Below are 16,354 nucleotides of genomic sequence, written 5' to 3'. Positions count from 1 at the left end.
CGGCCGGATAAAGCCGGTTGTGCCGGCGAAAAGGAACAATATGGCTGGAAACGGCAAAAAGAGCGAGCCTCCGAAGCAGGACAACGACAAGCCCAAGATTCCAAAGCGCCCGCCTGTCGAGGACGACGATTACGAGGATGGTGACATCGCCACGCCAAAGCGTGACCGCCATGGCAATGACGACGAGCCGCTGTAGATGTTCTCGCGTCGTCCTGCGAACGCCGGGACAACGCGAGATCTAACCAAACTCATCGCTCTCGATTCTCCGGATACTCGCGAGATCGAGCAGATGGTCGCCAAAACCGCCGCGCGCCAGCTTGATTGCCGACTGCGGTGAGGCCAGCAGAAATGCCGCGGTCATCATCAGCGGCACGGCGCTCAGCCAGTCCAGCCGCACCGGCGTGAGTTCCTCGCTGCTGCCGGCGTAGGGTCCGCTGCCAGAAAACACCCGCCCGCATTCCCTGACAATATCGCCCCGCGTGCCGCCGCGCGACGCGCAGCCGAGCAGCGCCTGCATCGCCAGATGCGTGAGCACGCCCTCACGGCTATCGGGCATTACGCCCGGCGTCTCGCCTTGCGAAACGCGCAACAACAACCCGACGAGATCGACGCCGGCGCGATAGGCATTGACAGGCTCGACCAGCCGCGGATTGCAATCGATCAGGAGCGGCGCCGTGCCATCGTCGGGCACGATGAAATCGACCGACAACCCACCGTGCCAGCCGAGATGCGCGCCGATCTTCTCGAGATGGGCGCGCACTTGCGGCCGCCCGACGCTTTGCTTGATCGCCTCGCCGCCGCCGACGCCGGCCGCAATTTGCCGGTAGGCGTGAAAGCCGATCAGCATTCCCCGGCAAAACACCGACTGCGCCTTCTCGGTGGTGCCGGCGATGAGATCCTGCACCAGCACCTCGCCCGCGAACGCATCGCCGGCGCCCAGATCATGCAGCGCGATTTCGAGATCGTCCGCATTGCGCACGAACCAGATGCCGCGGCTTGCAGTTCCGATCGAGGTTTTGACCACGACGGGAAAGCGGACGGCGTCGCGCAGCTCGCTTGCAGAATTCACGATCCGCGTCGGCGGCTCCGGCAGCTTCAATCGATCGAGCAGCCGGCTGAAGCCGGCCTTGCTGTGCACAGCACGATAGCTCTCGAATGAAGGCAGCGCCAAGCCGACCCGGCCCTCCAATCGCTCGCGCATCCGCGCAAACAGAAATCCCTGTTCATGGGTCGGCAGCAGCACATCGAAGCGCCCGCGCGCCAGCAGTTGCTCGACAAACGCCAGATATCCGGCGGGGTCGCTGCGCAGCCCCGGACAGCGGTGAAACTTGCGGACGAAGCGCGAGAACCGCGCCAGGCAATGGGCGGAGGGATCGCAAACCTCGACATGATGACCCGACAGGCCAAGTATCGTGATGGCCTCGCGGGCCGAGGTGCTGGAACCTTCTGACACCAGCACCCGGAGCGGCTTTACCGGATCGAACATGCCGGATCATTGCCGCGCCAGCCGACTTTGTCCCTGAACTTTTTGACGCATTTGGCCCCTTCCACAGCCTGCGCCGGGGCAGCCATGCAGCGGCATTCATGGACAAATAACCGCCAGCCCCTATTTTCGGCGGACCATTTTTCGAAGCCTTTTGCCGGGCCGTGGATCGAGACGGGGTTTGACGCTGATATGGTCGATGTTCTGACTGCACCGCAGCACGTGAAAGCGGACAGTTCGCTGCGCACGCTGGCGGCGATTTCGGTGGCCCATTGGGTCAGCCATTTCCATATCTTCGTGCTGCCGATGCTGTTTCCTTATCTGAAAGTGCAGCTCGGCGTCGGCTATATCGAGCTCGGCTTCGCGCTGACCGTGTTCGGCCTGGTATCGGCCCTGACCCAGGCGCCGATCGGCTACCTCGCCGACCATATCGGCGCGCGCAAGGTGCTGTTGATCGGCCTTTGTGTCGGCGGCCTCGCGCTGATCCTGCTCGGCATGAATCTGAGCTACACCTCGCTGATCGTCTGCGCCGCGCTGCTCGGCCTCGCCAACAGCGTCTATCACCCCTGCGACTACGCCATCCTCTCCACCCATATGGATGAAGCGCGGATGGGCCGCGCGTTTTCGATCCACACTTTTGCCGGCTTCCTCGGCGGCGCGGTGGCGCCCATCATCATGGCCTCCCTGGTCACGATGCTCAGCGGCCTCGGTGCACTGATCGTGGCCGGCGCGGTCGGCCCCGTGGTGGCGCTGCTGTTGATCGTCGTCGGCATTCCCGATGCAAGCTCGGCGGATCGCAAGACCGACGGCGCGCCAGCGCCGCAGCAGAGCGTCATCACGCCGGCGATCATCATGCTGATGTTCTTCTTCATGCTGCTCGGCCTGTCGAACGCCGGCATCAGCAATTTCGGCATTGTCGCGCTGATGAGCGGCTATGGCGTGACCTTCTCGGCCGCCAACATCGCACTAACAGCGTTTCTTGGCGCCAGCGCGGCCGGCGTGCTGGCCGGCGGTTATCTCGCCGACCGCACCACACGGCACGGCCAGGTCGCGGCCGCCTGCTTTGGCATCAACGCGCTCATCATGCTGGTGATTGCGACCACCACCCTGCCCTCGGTGGTGCTGACCGCAGCGATGGGCATCGCCGGATTCCTCGGCGGCGTGATCGCGCCGTCCCGCGACATGCTGGTGCGCAACGCCGCACCTCCGGGGGCGGCCGGCCGCGCGTTCGGCATCGTTTCCACCGGCTTCAATTTCAGCGGCATTTTGAGCCCGCTGTTGTTCGGCTGGATCATGGACCAGCAGATGCCGCATTGGGTGTTCGGCGCCTCCGTCGCCTTCATGGTGCTGACCGTGCTGCTGGCATTGATCACCGACCGGAAACCGAAAACCCGGTCGGAAGGCCCGGTCGCCGGGTTAGAGCCTCGGTTCTGATTGCATCAGAACCGAGACTCTAGCTTTTGTTTTGACGCGTTTTCTTTACGCGAACCGGTATCCACTTCGCTCGAAAACGCTCTGTTGCATTCCTGAGCCTCAATCCCGGCGGTTGACTGCATCGGGGGATATCCGATGATCCGGCAACAACAACACACCAGGGATGAATCGCCATGGCCAGTTCCCATGACCTCGTGATCCGCGGCGGCAACATTGCCGATGGCAAGGGCGGCGACCTCTACGAAGCCGATGTCGCCATTTCAAGCGGCCGCATCACGGAGGTTGGCAAGGTCGCTGGCAGCGGCAAGGAAGAGATCGACGCCCGGGGCAAGCTGGTCACGCCCGGCTTCGTCGACGTCCACACCCACTACGACGGCCAGGTCACCTGGAGCCAGGACATCACGCCGTCGTCACAGAACGGCGTCACCACCGCGATCATGGGCAATTGCGGCGTCGGCTTCGCGCCATGCCGGCCGAGCGACCACATCCGGCTGATCCAGCTGATGGAAGGCGTCGAGGATATCCCGGAACCGGTATTGAGCGCCGGCATTCCCTGGGCCTGGGAAAGCTTTCCGGATTACATGGAATGGTTGTCCAAGCGAAACTTCGACATGGATGTCGGCGCGCAACTGCCGCACGCAGCCTTGCGCGTCTATGTGATGGGCGATCGCGGCGCGCGCCGCGATCCCTCCACGCCCGACGATAACAAGGCGATGGCGGCGCTCGCCGCCGACGCCGTGCGCGCGGGCGCGCTCGGCTTCTCGACCTCGCGCACGCTCAATCACCGCACCTCGACCGGCGACTACACGCCGACCTTGAAGGCCGGCGAGGATGAACTCACCGCGATTGCCGCCGCGATGCACGGCCAGGGCCGCAGCGTGCTGCAGTTCGTGCTCGACCTCTCCACCATCGACGAGGATCTGCCGATGATGCTGCGGGTGGCCGAGAACACCAGAATCCCGGTGTCGTTCTCGATCACGCAGAACGACAAGGCGCCGCAGCGCTGGCGCGAGACGCTTGATACGATCAGGGACGCTTCGGCGCGCGGCCTGTCGATCACCGCGCAGATCGCCGCCCGTCCGGTCGGGCTGATGCTCGGCCTCGAATTGTCGCGCAACCCGTTCCAGACCCATCCGAGCTATCAGGCGATCGCCAAACTGCCGCTGAAAGAACGATTGACGCGTTTGCACCAACCGGAAGTGCGCGCCGCGATCCTGAGCGAGCACGCCACCGCGACCGACGATCCGCTGTTCTTCCGCCCGAACTACGACAAGATGTATCTGCTCGGAAATCCCCCCGATTACGAACAGCCGCCGGAAAATACCCTGGGCGCGCAGGCCCGCCGCCACGGCAAGCAGGCCGAAGAACTGGCGTACGACGCGATGCTGACGGACGACGGCCGCGGCATGCTCTACGTGCCGTTCCTCAACTATGCCGACGGCAATCTCGATGCGACGCGCGAGATGCTGCGCGATCCGAATGCGGTGCCCGGCCTTTCCGACGGCGGCGCGCATTGCGGCATCATCTGCGACGCCAGCTTCCCGACTTATCTGTTGACGCACTGGACCCGCGACCGCACCCGCGGCGAAAAGCTCTCGATCCCGTTCGTGGTGGCGGCGCAGTCGCGCAAGACCGCATTGTCAGTCGGTCTCTACGATCGCGGCGTGATCGCCGCTGGCTTCAAGGCCGACGTCAACGTCATCGACTATGACAAATTGCATCTGCATCCGCCGAAGGTGCATTACGATCTGCCGGTCGGCGGCCGCCGGCTGATGCAGCAGGTCGACGGCTACGACGCCACCATCGTCTCCGGCGTGCTGACGCAGCGTGGCGGCAAGGCCACCGGCGCGCGCCCGGGCAAACTGGTGCGCGGCGCGCAGGGTAGCCAGCCGAAGTTTGGCGCGGCGGCGAGCTAGAACGTAGTCAACTTTTGCCGAAGCCGACCGCGTGACCGCGCTTCGTTGCCAACGTCGCAACGGCCGCCGCCGTGTCGCCACGGCTCAGGCGCCGCCAAACTTCGATGGATCGTTGTAGCTCGGGGTCTGGTCGCGGAGCACCGGCGGAAACCGCGGGTCCACGGGCTGGACGGGGACGGGACGGACGATGATATGCCGCGGCTTGGCGTGATGCGCCTTCTTTGCGGCGCTGGCAGGCGCACTGATGGTGATCAAAAGGCCCAGGGCCAAAATAAAACGCATCGCATTTCCTTAAAATCAACCAACCCTGCCTGCCATGTGTAGCGCGTACCGCACCGCCGCAATCTGGTGCGGCTTCAAGATCGCTCAAATCGGGGTGATCGCAAGGCACAGCCACACGCCCTGGTAAACCGGGGCGCGGGCGCGCAAGGATTACAATCGAAGTTTAGCGCCGCGAGCTAGGCTTTGGTCGCAGTCTGGGCCACGAATTGATGGCCGACCCACCAAACGGGCTGGCGCGGATTCAAAGCCTCATGCAGCATGGCGTAACCGCAGGCCTTGAACACGATTTCACTTAGCGCCGCCGTGAGCAGTTTGCGGCCGTCCTTGTGCATATCGATAATTGTTTTCGAAGTGGCGTGCATCAACTCCATCTGCTCGGGAGCATTGTGCTGCGGCCATTGTTCGAACATGGTCCAGCGCTGAATAATGTCTGAACGGAAATAATTGTCGGTGAGTTCGATCAATTCCTCGAGCGTGTGTTCGGGTTTCAGCAGGTCAGCACATTCCGCCAGCAGCTTTTTGGTGATCGGATGATCGGACGCCTCTTTCTTGAACGCCGCGAGCAGCGGATAGAGAGCCACTTCAACGCCCAGAAATATCGAGCTCGAATTGGTCAGGATTTCCGGCGCATTGAAGACACTCGCCTTGACGCCACTTTCGCTCGCGCGCCGTGCGATATTCTCGAGTTCGAGTTTCGCGAAACCCTGCAGGTAGGGTGAATAGCTTTGCCAATGATACTCACCGGCAATCAGGATCTCGGTGCCGTGATAGCCATAGGCCACGTAAGAAACCTGGCCGCCGCCTTTGGCGACCTTCTCGCGCAGGCTTGAGCTCAATTCGATCAGGTCCGCAAGACTGTTCGCGCTCACGTCCATAAAGCTCATTTCGCAAAGACGTCCGAGGTCGCCTTGCCAAAATTCCCTCGAAGGGGTTGCGGTCCCTTTGAAGACCCGGTTCATGACAGGCATCATGATCTTCGCGCGCGGAACGCCGCCGGCCATGGTGTGCGCGATCAGAACCTTGGCGCCATCCGGAATCTGCTTTTGCAACTCGGCCAGATATTGCAGCACGCGTGCGCGAAAATCCTCGCGGCCGGCTTTGCGCGACTCTTCCACTTGCGCAAGATCAAGCGTGGCCTTGTCCCACTCGCTGAGTTTTAAACCCTTGAGCTGGTCGCCTGGGCTGAGACCCTTGCTGGATTTTGCCAGATCGAATCCGCATTCCAGCGGAACATTCACCAGCGGCTGATCCTTCTCGGCCAACTCTTCCGCCGTCAGGGGGCGCAGCTGCTCATTTTCATCGCGGCGCCCGACCGTGCCATAAATGACGGTCATCCCCGCCTTTTTGGCTTCATCGATCAGGCCGTTGACGTAACCCCGGGCAAAGACTTCGCCGAAAACGACCAGAACGTCGTTTTTGCCGTAGCCTGAAACAGGGTTGACCTGGCGAAGCGGCTCGAACTTTTGCACGCGGATATCCTTAAGCTGGAGAAGATTCGAATATTAACAAATTGACCGGTACCAAGTACATCGGTTCCATCCTGGACCCAAGTGTTCTTGACTCAAGTGTTCTGGACCCAAGTGTTCTGGGCTCAAGTCCTGGTGCCAAGTATCGCACCTAAGTATCGGACCCAAGTATCGCGCCGCGCTGGCGTTCCATATACCTGGAGGGTATATTTCAGGGGAAGTTTGGCAGTGCATGCGGATGTCCATTTCTCGAGGCAAATTAGGTCTCGCAATCGTCCTGGCGGCGCTCTGTCTGGGCGGGCGAGCGGCCCATGCCCAGGCCGCACCCGTGCCATATTGGGGCTCGGGCTGGCCCATTGGCTTTGGTGGCGCGTTACCCGCCGACCAGAACTCTGACGGTTCGAGCAACCTTCCAGGCTTTGACGGCATCGCCGCCCCAGGCACGCGCACCAATTTTTCGAACGGCATGTTTATCGGCGGCACCAGCAGCAGCGCAGGCGTCGGCTGGAACGGCATCAACCAGAGCGGCGCGTTCGGCCATTTCGGCCCGCTCCGGTACGAGGGCATGCAGGCCGGCTACAATTTCGGAAGCGCGGGCGGGCTACCCATTACGGTCTATGCCGGCTTCGACAGCCTGAAATATGATGGCGGCGCCGGCGGCCCGTTCGCGCCCTTCGACACCAAACCCGGCACCCTGCCGGGCTATCGCGCGCATGCCGGCGTCGAATTCCAGCCGGCGCCGAATGTCAGCCTGTCACTCGGGTTTGGCTTCACCCAACAATCCGGCGGCCTCCCGGTCGACAGCGAGATCCATTCGCTGCCCGGCGCTTCTTCGATTATCCCCAGCGGTCGCCGCTAACGCGCGCTTATCGAGTTGACGACGTCGCTGCGCGATCAGAGCGGACCGAGGATGCCCCATCGACGATCGCAGAATTCCTTGATGGCCGTCGCCACAACGCTGCTGATGATGTCCCGGCGTTCGGCTGAGTCCATCATGAGCTCTTCGTCCCGGTTGATGATCGAGCCCGCCTCCAGCAGCACCGCAGCCATTTTGGTCTTCTTCAACACGATGAGCTTGTCGTAGCTGTAGACACCGGTTTCCCTGTTCAACAGCGGATGCTGGTATTTGCCCATGATGGGTTGCGCATATTGCTCGGCATATTTCAGGCCCTGGGCCTTCATTTCCTTCGCCAGCAGTTCGGCGATCGAGAGGCTCGCTCTGTACTCCGGATTGTTGCTGGAGACGAAAACCGAATAGCCGCTGAAGCGGTCGCTGAAACGGCTTTTCCTGCCCCCGAATTCCCAGTCCTCGAGGAACTTTTTGGGCACGGAGTCGTGATGGATCGACAGGAACAGGTCAGCGGGCAGGTTGTTGGCCGCGGCGACCCGCTTGACCAGGCTGGCCCTCGCCTTGCCTTCGGTCAGCAGCAACCGCGTCTCGGCAAAGCCTTCGGCCTTCAACTTCTCCTCGATCCGCTGCGTCAGCCGCAGATTGTAGACGAACTCGGAAACGTTGCGGGCACTGATCGCGCCTTCCGATTGCGCGGTATGCCCCACATCCAGAACGATGCGGAACTTTGCCGGCTCGCAGGTGGCCGCGACCGTTTTCGAAACCGGCGCCGCCACCGCCTTCGGGGTGACACGCTTAGCCGTACGGCGCTTGGGCGAGGCGGCAGGCTTCGCCACCGTGACTGGCTTTGACGACATGGCCGGCTTTGTCGGGGCCACGTGCTTTGGCGATGGACTTCGCTTGGGCGCCTGGCCCTGCTTCGATGTGCCTTTGAAGACGTCCGACAGCCAGCCGGCATCGCTGACTTCGATCGGCAGAAGGGCCAATGCGACCACCGCGGCAACGACCGTGCGGCAGCGGAACCAGCCGCTAAAGCCTGACCGGGCGAATTTTTTCCCTGACGACAGCAATCCCCACTATCCCCCGGAGTGACCTTCTATTCCCGCTTCACGATCGCATTTAGCAACATAACCAGGGAGTATGAACCATGAGTTGCCGGTTGCAAGATTGCAGCTGCCGGCTTCAAAGCTTTTGCCCCGCCTTGATCTCCCCGAATCTGGCAAGCGCTTGCTCGAATTTGGCATTGAACAGCCACATCGCATCGAGAATTTCGCGCATGGTTGCAGATGTCCTTGCCCGGTCGGCCTGTCCAAAGGTGAAAACGCTGTTGTTCCGCAAGAATCCCATGATCCTTGGATCGGAAATCCGGTAGTTAAGTAAATTGCCTGACTTGAGCGCGGATTTGGTCGGCGCGGGAATAATCTGGATCAGCTCAAACAGCTTCATCTGATCAATCGGATCCGGCAGCGTTTTCACGATCGCCGGAACCTGCGGGAACACTTCCGCATGGGCGTTCATCAAGGCATTGCGCACCGAGGTCCAGTGGTTGAACCGGCGATCCAGATTGCCGGCCCGTGCCTCCTCTTTGTCATCGCGCCGGATCAGCGCAGGATCAAAGGCGGCGATCAGCGGCTTTATCGCCGCCCACTTCCTGCCGCCGTTCAGATCCTCGGATGTACCGGTCTGCAGACTTCCCTTGTACTTGTTCGAGCGCGCGTTGCCGATGGTTTGATTGCCATTGGTCTCGGCAAAGAACAGCCCAAGGGTGATCCGGCCTGCCGCTTCGGCATTGACGGCATCAAGACCTTTGGCCCGCGCAATCGCTGTTCCCAGACCGACCACGTCCTTGAATGGGGTATCCGATTTCTGCGCGCTGGCGGGCGGCGCCTGCATCACATCGAAGAGCTTCCTGTACTCGTCGAGCAGCGGCTCGGTAGCGGCGTTGAAATATGCCGGAGGGATTTCATATTTGTTGGGCCCGCCGATTTTGGACGGCAGCGCGTCGGTGAGGTCCTTGTAGGTGCTCAGCATGTTGTTGCGGGCCAGATAGAGTGCCTGTCCCGGCAGGTTCGGCAGCGGTTGCCTGGCATCGATCTGCGCGCGCCGCTGTCCCAGGATCGCCTCGAAGTTTTTTACCGCCGCGTTGTACGCGTTGAGCGCGTCGGATTGTTTCTTCGTGAGTGCGCCCTGCGCCATCGCCGGCGACGTGAAGCCGGGATTGCCGATGGCAACCGGCAGCGCCAACACCAGCGCGAGCGCTGCCACGGACGCGCCGCTAAAACTTCTGATCCCCATGGCCGTCTCCCGCCGCCCGCTATGCCGGCCGGATCATCGTCAATCGCGGATCCGATCCCACCGGCATCAGATCGTAAGGCGGCTTCCAGCCCGGCAACGCGGCGAGGCGCTGACGCCAGGCATCGAGTGCGGGATAGTCAGCCGCGATGTCGAAGCCGGTCTCCTCGGGGGGATAATAGACATACCCTGCGAGCGAAAAATCCACGATGGTCGGCCGGTCGCCGAGCATGAAGGCGCGATCCCTAAGGTGATTCTCGGCGACCGCGAAGCTGGCCTCGGTACGGCCGCGCAGGAATGACAGGATCGCCGGATGCACCGGCTCCGGCATGAATGAACGCTGAAACCGGTACATCGCATGGTTGTTGGTGAACTTGTGATTGTCGAACAGGATCCAGCGCAGCGCCTCGTAGCGCTCGCTTGCCGCGGGCGCGAAATGGCCGGTGGTTTCCGCGAGCCAGATCAGGATCGCGCCCGACTGCGACATCAGCTGCCCGTCGACTTCGAGCACCGGCACCTCGCCCATCGCGTTGGTGCCGGCGCGCCAGTTTGGATCGCGGGTCGCGCCGCCGGCAAAGTCGACGCCGACCGGCTCCCAGTCGAGGCCGGCGCAGTTCATGTACAGCGCCAGCTTGTAGGAATTGCCTGACGCGCCGATGCAATGGAGCTTGTAGCGGGCCATTGGCTCACGCGAACTTAGGTTGCGTGGACTGGGCCAGCAGCCGTGCCCGCTCGCTATTGGGCCATAGCAGCAACAGGCCGAGCAGTCCCGACGACACCATAACGACTGCGTTGATGGTGAAGCCGGTCAAATAGCCTTCGAGCGGCGTCGCCGCGTGCTTGATCACGCTGCCCATCACCAGGGGCGCGATGATTCCCGCCAGCGTGTAGATCGCACCATAGATCGCGATCACGGCGCCGCGCTGCTGCACTGGCGTGAACTCGCCCAGCATCGGCGGACAAACGACATAGATCGCGCCGCACAGTCCGGAACCGATCACGAGCAGCGCGATCATCATTCCATCCGGCGCGGAATAGCGCATCGTCGCGAGAATCAGGCCGCCGATGATCAGCGGCACCGACCCAAGCACGCCGCGCGCGCCGCGGGTGGTAAAGCCCCGCGTCAGCATCACCTGCGAGATCCAGCCGGTAAGCAGCACGATCACCGCGCCGAACACCCAGGGCAGCACCGAAACCCAACCCGCATCCTTCTGCGAAAAGCCGAGCCCCTGCACGATGAAGGGCGTGAACCAGGTAAGACCGAGCGACAGCGCCCAGTACGCGCCGAAGGTCGCGGCGCAGCAGCCGATGAAGGTGCGCGAGGTCAGGAGCTGGAAATAGGGCACGCGCGGATCGGCGGCGGCCATCGCGACCGTCTGCACCAGCGGACCTTCCTTGCCCATGATCAGCCAGGCCACCACCCACATCAGGCCGACCACGCCGAGCGCGCCGAACGCATAATGCCAGCTGTGATTGACGATGATCCAGTTCAGCGCGGGCACCGCGAGGATCACGCCGAAAGCCGAGCCCTGCGACAGGATCGCGGTCGGCAGCGTGCGCTTCTCGTCGGGAAACCATTTGTAGATCGCATGCACCGCCACCGAAAACGCCGGGCCCTCGCCGGCGCCGAGAATGATGCGGCAGATCAACAGCGTGGTGAAGCTGACGGTACCGACCATCGGGAATTGCGCCACCGACCAGACCACCGCCATCGCCAGCAGCACCCAGCGGGTTGGGACGCTGTTGACGATGAAGCCGACGACGATCGCGGAGATCGAAAACAGCAGGAAGAACGACGAGCCGAGCGTGCCGAACTGCTCCGCGTCAAGCTTCAGCTCGGTCATGATCGGCACGCCGGCCAGACCGACCACGATCTTGTCGGCAAAGTTGACCAGCATGAACAGAAACAGCAGAAACGTGATTGTCCATGCGCCTTTTGGCGTCGCATGTTCAGTCATGGCTGCTACCCCCCAATTTGTCGTTGCTGATTCTGTGACATCGACTTTGTCGGATGCTAGCCGTGGCTTCCCGGGCAAGGCAACTGCGTATTTTGACCGGAAGGCGTGCCCTGCAACTCCGCGCGGCGCGGTGCGCGGCCTTACAACCGGATCACGATCCCGTCGTCCCTGATATTGAGGCCGTGATCTGCTATCGCGGTCCTGATATGTTGCAGAGGTCATCACGTCAGGGAAGTTTCATGGTCTCATCCGCCGATCGCCTCGTCAACATGCTGGCCCCGCCTGCCTTCCCCAACACGGCGGAAGCCACTGTGACCAGCGCATGACCAGCGGCAATCCCATTGTCCTCACCGTCAACGGCCTGACCAAGAGCTATCGCGCCGCCGGCGAGGAAGTCGCGGTGCTGCGCGGCGTGAATCTTTCCGTCGCGGCCGGCGAGAGCGTTGCGCTGACCGGTGAATCCGGCAGCGGCAAGAGCACGCTGCTGCACCTGATCGCCGGCCTCGACGCCGCCGACGGCGGCGCGATCAGGCTCGATAACGCACTGGTCTCCGAGCTCACGGATGCCGACCGCGCCGAATTGCGCAGGGATCGCCTCGGCCTCGTGTTCCAGCAATTCAACCTGGTCCCGAGCCTGACCGTCGAAGACAATCTGGCGTTCCAGTCACGCATCGCCGGACGCCACGATGATGCCTGGCACCAGGAGTTGGTGGAGCGCCTGGGCTTGAAGAATTTCCTCAAACGCTATCCCGAGCAACTGTCCGGCGGCCAACAACAGCGCGTCGCGATCGGCCGGGCGCTGGCAGCAAGACCGCTGCTGCTGCTCGCGGACGAGCCGACCGGCAATCTGGATGAAGCGACCGCCGACGAAGTGCTGGCGCTGGCGCGCGACCTCGTGGCGCGCAGCGGCTGCGGCTTTCTGATGGTGACGCACAGCGCGCGGCTCGCCGCCACGCTCGATCGCCAGGTCCATCTGCACGCCGGGGTGATTGCGTGAAACGGGCGCTGTGGACGCTCGCCGTTCTGCTGAGCCATTGGCGGCGACATCCGATGCAGCTCGCGACCTTGCTGATCGGGCTGATCTCCGCGACGGCGCTGTGGAGCGGCGTACAGGCGCTCAACCAGCAGGCGCGCACTTCCTATGACCGCGCCGCCGCGACGTTTGGCGGGACCCGGACCGCGATGCTGGTCGGCCGCGACACTCCAACCTTTCCGCAGCAGCTGTTCGTCGACCTGCGCCGCGCCGGATGGCCGGTATCGCCGGCGCTCGAAGGCCGCATCCAGATCGGCGGGCGTTCGTTCCGCTTGCTCGGCATCGAGCCGGTGACGTTGCCGCGCGAGGTCGGCAGTGCGCCCGGAATCGAAACCGCCAATCTGCAGGCCTTCATGACGCCGCCCGGACAGATGCTGGTGGCGCCGGAAACGCTGTCCGATCTCAAGCTCGCTGAGGGCGCCACACCTGTCACCAATGGCGGCGTGGCACTACCGCCGCTGCGCGTACAGACGCAGCTGGTGCCCGGCGTACTCATCGTCGATATCGGCATCGCGCAAGATCTTTTGAAAATGCCGGATCAGCTTTCCCGCCTGCTAATCGGCAAAACCAAAGGCAAACACCCGCCGCTGGAAAATGTCGTCGGCGACAAACTGCGCCTGGTTGCGCCGGATGCCGAGAGCGACCTCGAACGGCTGACCGACAGCTTCCATCTCAACCTCACCGCATTCGGCCTGCTGTCGTTCTTTGTCGGCCTGTTCATCGTCAATTCCGCAATCGGGCTCGCCTTCGAACAACGTCTGCCCACCTTGCGTACGCTGCGCGCCTGCGGCGTGTCGGCGCGGATGTTGAACAGCGTGATGGTCGTCGAACTGGTGTCGCTGGCGCTGCTCGCCGGCCTGATCGGGCTGGTCTGTGGCTATTTGATCGCGGCAACACTGCTGCCTGATGTCGCGGCATCGTTGCGCGGACTCTATGGCGCGCAAATTCCGGGGCAATTGACGCTGAAGGGCGAATGGTGGCTCGCCGGCATCGCCATCAGCATTCTCGGTGCGCTCGCCGCCGCAACGACCAGCCTAACCAAGGCGCTTCGCTTGCCGCTGCTCGCCACCGCACAGCCCTATGCCTGGCAACAGGCACAGCGCCGCTGGCTCAAGGTCCAGAGCGCGGTGGCGCTCGGCGTATTCGCCGCGGCCGGCGCGTTTCTGGTGTTCGGCGATTCGCTCGTTTCAGGCTTTGCCGTGCTCGCGGCCTTGCTGCTCGGCGCGGCGCTGATCCTGCCGATGCTGTTGGAAATCGTACTCGCGTTCGGCCAGCGGCATGCGCGTGGTCCGCTGAGCACATGGTTCTGGGCCGACAGCCGCCAGCAGCTTTCGGGATTGTCGCTGGCGCTGATGGCGCTGCTGCTGGCGCTCGCGGTCAATGTCGGCGTCGGCACCATGGTCGGCAGTTTCAACCGCACCTTCCTGGTCTGGCTCGACGGCCGGCTGGCGGCGGATGTCTATATCAGCGCAGCAAGCAACGCGCAGGCGGCCGAGATCAGTGCTTGGCTGCGCGAGCGCCCCGAGGTCGAGGCGATCCTGCCCGGCGGCCGTGCCGACACGCAATTGTCAGGCGCGCCGCTGGAGGTGCTGGGCCTGCCCGACCACACCACCTATCGCGAGAGTTGGCCACTGCTCGAGTCCGCACCGAACGCCTGGACCAAACTTCGGCCCGGCACGACCTGCCTCGTCAGCGAACAATTGGCGCGGCGCCTGAAATTGTCGATCGGCGATCGCATCGACATTCCGGCATCGGGCGGCAACTGGACGCTGGAAATCGTCGGCATCTATGCCGACTACGGCAATCCCAAGAACCAGGTCGCGGTCAACTACGCCGCGCTGACGCGGCGTTTTCCGGAAACTCCCCTGACACGGATGGGCTTGCGGGTCGCGTCCGGACAGATTCCAGCGCTGATCGCGGCACTGCAGGAAAAATTCGGACTCGACGATCGCAGCGTCGCCGATCAGGCGACGATGAAGGCGGAATCGAAACGCATCTTCGACCGCACCTTCTCAGTGACTGCGGCGCTCAACGCCTTCACGCTCGGCGTCGCCGGCATCGCGCTCCTCACCAGCCTGCTGACCCTGAGCAATTCGCGCCTGCCGCAGCTGGCGCCGCTATGGGCGATCGGCATCACGCGGCGCAGGCTGGCCGCGATCGAGCTTCTCAAGACGATGTCGGTCGCGCTGATCACGGCGCTGTTCGCGCTGCCGCTCGGCCTCTTGGTGGCCTGGTGTCTGCTGGCGATCGTCAACGTCAAAGCCTTTGGCTGGCGGCTGCCGTTCCAGGTCTTCCCGGCGCAATTGCTGTGGCTGGTCGGCGTCGCGATGGCGGCGGCGTTTTGTGCGGCAGCGCTTCCGGTCATGCGACTGGCGCGGATGCAGCCGGCGAGCTTGATCAGGATCTTTGCCAATGAGCGGTAGCGGACTCTTGGTCAAGAGCGGTAGCGGATTGATATCCCGCCGCGGCTTTACAAGCGGCATCCTCCTCGCTTCGCTCGGCGGCAAGGCGCTGGCGCAGGGCTTTGCCGGGCTCGGCGATAACGCCAGCGGCTACGCCGCCGTCATCCCCGGCAGGACATTTTCATTTCCGGCCGATCACGGCCCGCATCCGGAATTCCGCATCGAGTGGTGGTACGTGACCGCCAATCTCGCCGATACCAACGGTGTGCCCTACGGCGCCCAGTGGACCCTGTTCCGGCAGGCGACAAAGCCGGGCATGCAACAGGAAGGCTGGGCCAATCAGCAGCTCTGGATGGGCCATGCCGCGGTGACGCGCGCCGACACCCATCGCACCAGCGAGACCTTTGCGCGCGGCGGCGTCGGTCAGGCCGGTGCTGAAGCGACCCCGTTTCGCGCCTGGATCGATTCCTGGGAAATGCGTGGGGCTAGCACCATCGATGCGACCAACATGGCGCCGCTCGAACTCAAGGCGTCGGGTGCCGATTTCAGCTATACGCTGCGCCTCGATACTGACCGGCCGCTGCTGCTGCAGGGCGAGCGTGGCTACAGCCGTAAATCGCTGCGTGAACAGGCCTCCTATTACTACAGCCAGCCGCACTTCTCGGCGCAGGGCAGCATCACCATCGACGACAAAACTGTCGATGTCACCGGGCAGGCTTGGCTCGACCGCGAATGGAGCAGCCAGCCGCTGGCCTCCGACCAGAGCGGTTGGGACTGGCTGTCGCTGCATTTCAAGACCGGCGAAAAGCTGATGCTGTACCGGATGCGCCAGACCGACGGCCAGCATTACGGCTCGGGCAAATGGGTTGCGCGTGACGGCAACATCGAACAGCTCGCTTCAGCGGATATCAGCTTCACGCCGCAGGCCGTCACCGAGATCGCCGGCCGCAAGATCCCGACCTCCTGGCGCATCGCCATTCCAAAGCTGGGCGTTACGATCGACTGTGCCCCGCTCAATGCGAAGAGCTGGATGGGAACGAGCTTTCCCTATTGGGAAGGCCCAATCAGTTTTGGCGGCAGCCACAGCGGACTAGGCTATCTGGAGATGACGGGGTATTAGGGGCGACCAACTCCGTTTGATGTTAGTTATCCGTCATCCTGAGGTGCGAGCATCGCGAGCCTCGAAGGATGAACGGCCCGTGGCTGTCGCCCTTCGAGGGCCGCGCTACGCGCGGCCG

General features: G+C 63.1%; 14 protein-coding genes. 7 read left to right on the top strand and 7 right to left on the bottom strand.

Annotated elements, in window-relative coordinates; all coding sequences use genetic code 11:
* The first annotated feature begins 40 nt into the window (after window positions 1-40).
* The gene (locus ACSQ84_RS27660) at window positions 41-196 is read left to right on the top strand and encodes a hypothetical protein (RefSeq protein ID WP_436214898.1); all 156 of its coding nucleotides are present in this window, start codon (window positions 41-43) and stop codon (window positions 194-196) included.
* A gap of 42 nt (window positions 197-238) precedes the next feature.
* Here the strand turns inward: ACSQ84_RS27660 and ACSQ84_RS27655 are convergent, their stop codons facing one another.
* On the bottom strand, window positions 239-1,486 hold the full coding sequence (locus ACSQ84_RS27655) for an ATP-grasp domain-containing protein (RefSeq protein ID WP_436214897.1): 1,248 nt from the start codon (window positions 1,484-1,486) through the stop codon (window positions 239-241).
* A gap of 189 nt (window positions 1,487-1,675) precedes the next feature.
* Between ACSQ84_RS27655 and ACSQ84_RS27650 the strand changes: the two genes are divergently transcribed.
* On the top strand, window positions 1,676-2,917 hold the full coding sequence (locus ACSQ84_RS27650; RefSeq protein WP_436214896.1) for an MFS transporter: 1,242 nt from the start codon (window positions 1,676-1,678) through the stop codon (window positions 2,915-2,917).
* Between the two features lie 173 nt (window positions 2,918-3,090).
* On the top strand, window positions 3,091-4,833 hold the full coding sequence (locus ACSQ84_RS27645) for an N-acyl-D-amino-acid deacylase family protein (protein WP_436214895.1): 1,743 nt from the start codon (window positions 3,091-3,093) through the stop codon (window positions 4,831-4,833).
* A gap of 84 nt (window positions 4,834-4,917) precedes the next feature.
* On the opposite strand, the gene ACSQ84_RS27640 is transcribed toward ACSQ84_RS27645, so the two are convergent.
* Both ACSQ84_RS27640 and ACSQ84_RS27635 read right to left on the bottom strand, forming a co-directional pair.
* Window positions 4,918-5,115 carry a hypothetical protein gene (locus tag ACSQ84_RS27640; protein WP_436214894.1) on the bottom strand — a complete coding sequence of 66 codons (198 nt, stop codon included), beginning with the start codon at window positions 5,113-5,115 and terminating at the stop codon, window positions 4,918-4,920.
* Between the two features lie 176 nt (window positions 5,116-5,291).
* On the bottom strand, window positions 5,292-6,584 hold the full coding sequence (locus ACSQ84_RS27635) for an enoyl ACP reductase FabMG family protein (protein WP_436214893.1): 1,293 nt from the start codon (window positions 6,582-6,584) through the stop codon (window positions 5,292-5,294).
* 235 nt (window positions 6,585-6,819) lie between these two features.
* Here ACSQ84_RS27635 and ACSQ84_RS27630 point away from each other — a divergent pair, with 235 nt between their 5' ends.
* Window positions 6,820-7,440 (top strand): hypothetical protein, encoded by a 621-nt coding sequence (locus tag ACSQ84_RS27630; RefSeq protein WP_436214892.1) that lies wholly within the window; start codon window positions 6,820-6,822, stop codon window positions 7,438-7,440.
* A gap of 35 nt (window positions 7,441-7,475) precedes the next feature.
* On the opposite strand, the gene ACSQ84_RS27625 is transcribed toward ACSQ84_RS27630, so the two are convergent.
* The 4 genes from ACSQ84_RS27625 to ACSQ84_RS27610 form a co-directional block, all read right to left on the bottom strand.
* On the bottom strand, window positions 7,476-8,501 hold the full coding sequence (locus tag ACSQ84_RS27625) for an N-acetylmuramoyl-L-alanine amidase family protein (protein WP_436214891.1): 1,026 nt from the start codon (window positions 8,499-8,501) through the stop codon (window positions 7,476-7,478).
* Between the two features lie 112 nt (window positions 8,502-8,613).
* On the bottom strand, window positions 8,614-9,726 hold the full coding sequence (locus ACSQ84_RS27620; RefSeq protein WP_436214890.1) for a hypothetical protein: 1,113 nt from the start codon (window positions 9,724-9,726) through the stop codon (window positions 8,614-8,616).
* Between the two features lie 19 nt (window positions 9,727-9,745).
* Window positions 9,746-10,405 carry a glutathione S-transferase family protein gene (locus tag ACSQ84_RS27615; RefSeq protein ID WP_436214889.1) on the bottom strand — a complete coding sequence of 220 codons (660 nt, stop codon included), beginning with the start codon at window positions 10,403-10,405 and terminating at the stop codon, window positions 9,746-9,748.
* A 4-nt stretch (window positions 10,406-10,409) separates the two neighbouring features.
* The gene (locus ACSQ84_RS27610) at window positions 10,410-11,681 is read right to left on the bottom strand and encodes an MFS transporter (protein WP_436214888.1); all 1,272 of its coding nucleotides are present in this window, start codon (window positions 11,679-11,681) and stop codon (window positions 10,410-10,412) included.
* A 322-nt stretch (window positions 11,682-12,003) separates the two neighbouring features.
* On the opposite strand from ACSQ84_RS27610, the gene ACSQ84_RS27605 reads away from it, so the two are divergent.
* The 3 genes from ACSQ84_RS27605 to ACSQ84_RS27595 are packed head-to-tail and all read left to right on the top strand — an operon-like array spanning window position 12,004 to window position 16,236.
* Window positions 12,004-12,678 carry an ABC transporter ATP-binding protein gene (locus tag ACSQ84_RS27605; RefSeq protein ID WP_436214887.1) on the top strand — a complete coding sequence of 225 codons (675 nt, stop codon included), beginning with the start codon at window positions 12,004-12,006 and terminating at the stop codon, window positions 12,676-12,678.
* Window positions 12,675-15,137: an FtsX-like permease family protein gene (locus ACSQ84_RS27600; protein WP_436214886.1), complete on the top strand. Its 2,463-nt coding sequence runs from the start codon at window positions 12,675-12,677 to the stop codon at window positions 15,135-15,137. Before ACSQ84_RS27605 ends, ACSQ84_RS27600 begins: the two co-directional genes overlap by 4 nt.
* Window positions 15,127-16,236, top strand: coding sequence for a lipocalin-like domain-containing protein (locus ACSQ84_RS27595; RefSeq protein ID WP_436214885.1), 1,110 nt, complete (start codon window positions 15,127-15,129; stop codon window positions 16,234-16,236). Before ACSQ84_RS27600 ends, ACSQ84_RS27595 begins: the two co-directional genes overlap by 11 nt.
* The last annotated feature ends 118 nt before the right edge of the window (window positions 16,237-16,354 follow it).

It is taken from the genome of Bradyrhizobium sp. LjRoot220 (assembly GCF_964252915.1).
Taxonomy (GTDB): Bacteria; Pseudomonadota; Alphaproteobacteria; order Rhizobiales; family Xanthobacteraceae; genus Bradyrhizobium.
Note: the sequence above shows the minus strand (reverse complement) of the source record. Positions and strands in the feature narration are given on the sequence as shown.

What these genes read in the sequence shown, in the direction of transcription:
- ACSQ84_RS27645 (WP_436214895.1), top strand. Translation starts at nt 3,091, where the DNA reads ATGGCCAGTTCCCATGACCTCGTGATCCGCGGCGGCAACATTGCCGAT.
- ACSQ84_RS27660 (WP_436214898.1), top strand. Translation starts at nt 41, where the DNA reads ATGGCTGGAAACGGCAAAAAGAGCGAGCCTCCGAAGCAGGACAACGAC.
- ACSQ84_RS27630 (WP_436214892.1), top strand. Translation starts at nt 6,820, where the DNA reads ATGTCCATTTCTCGAGGCAAATTAGGTCTCGCAATCGTCCTGGCGGCG.
- ACSQ84_RS27620 (WP_436214890.1), bottom strand. Translation starts at nt 9,726, where the DNA reads ATGGGGATCAGAAGTTTTAGCGGCGCGTCCGTGGCAGCGCTCGCGCTG.
- ACSQ84_RS27615 (WP_436214889.1), bottom strand. Translation starts at nt 10,405, where the DNA reads ATGGCCCGCTACAAGCTCCATTGCATCGGCGCGTCAGGCAATTCCTAC.
- ACSQ84_RS27595 (WP_436214885.1), top strand. Translation starts at nt 15,127, where the DNA reads ATGAGCGGTAGCGGACTCTTGGTCAAGAGCGGTAGCGGATTGATATCC.
- ACSQ84_RS27650 (WP_436214896.1), top strand. Translation starts at nt 1,676, where the DNA reads ATGGTCGATGTTCTGACTGCACCGCAGCACGTGAAAGCGGACAGTTCG.
- ACSQ84_RS27655 (WP_436214897.1), bottom strand. Translation starts at nt 1,486, where the DNA reads ATGTTCGATCCGGTAAAGCCGCTCCGGGTGCTGGTGTCAGAAGGTTCC.
- ACSQ84_RS27605 (WP_436214887.1), top strand. Translation starts at nt 12,004, where the DNA reads ATGACCAGCGGCAATCCCATTGTCCTCACCGTCAACGGCCTGACCAAG.
- ACSQ84_RS27610 (WP_436214888.1), bottom strand. Translation starts at nt 11,681, where the DNA reads ATGACTGAACATGCGACGCCAAAAGGCGCATGGACAATCACGTTTCTG.
- ACSQ84_RS27640 (WP_436214894.1), bottom strand. Translation starts at nt 5,115, where the DNA reads ATGCGTTTTATTTTGGCCCTGGGCCTTTTGATCACCATCAGTGCGCCT.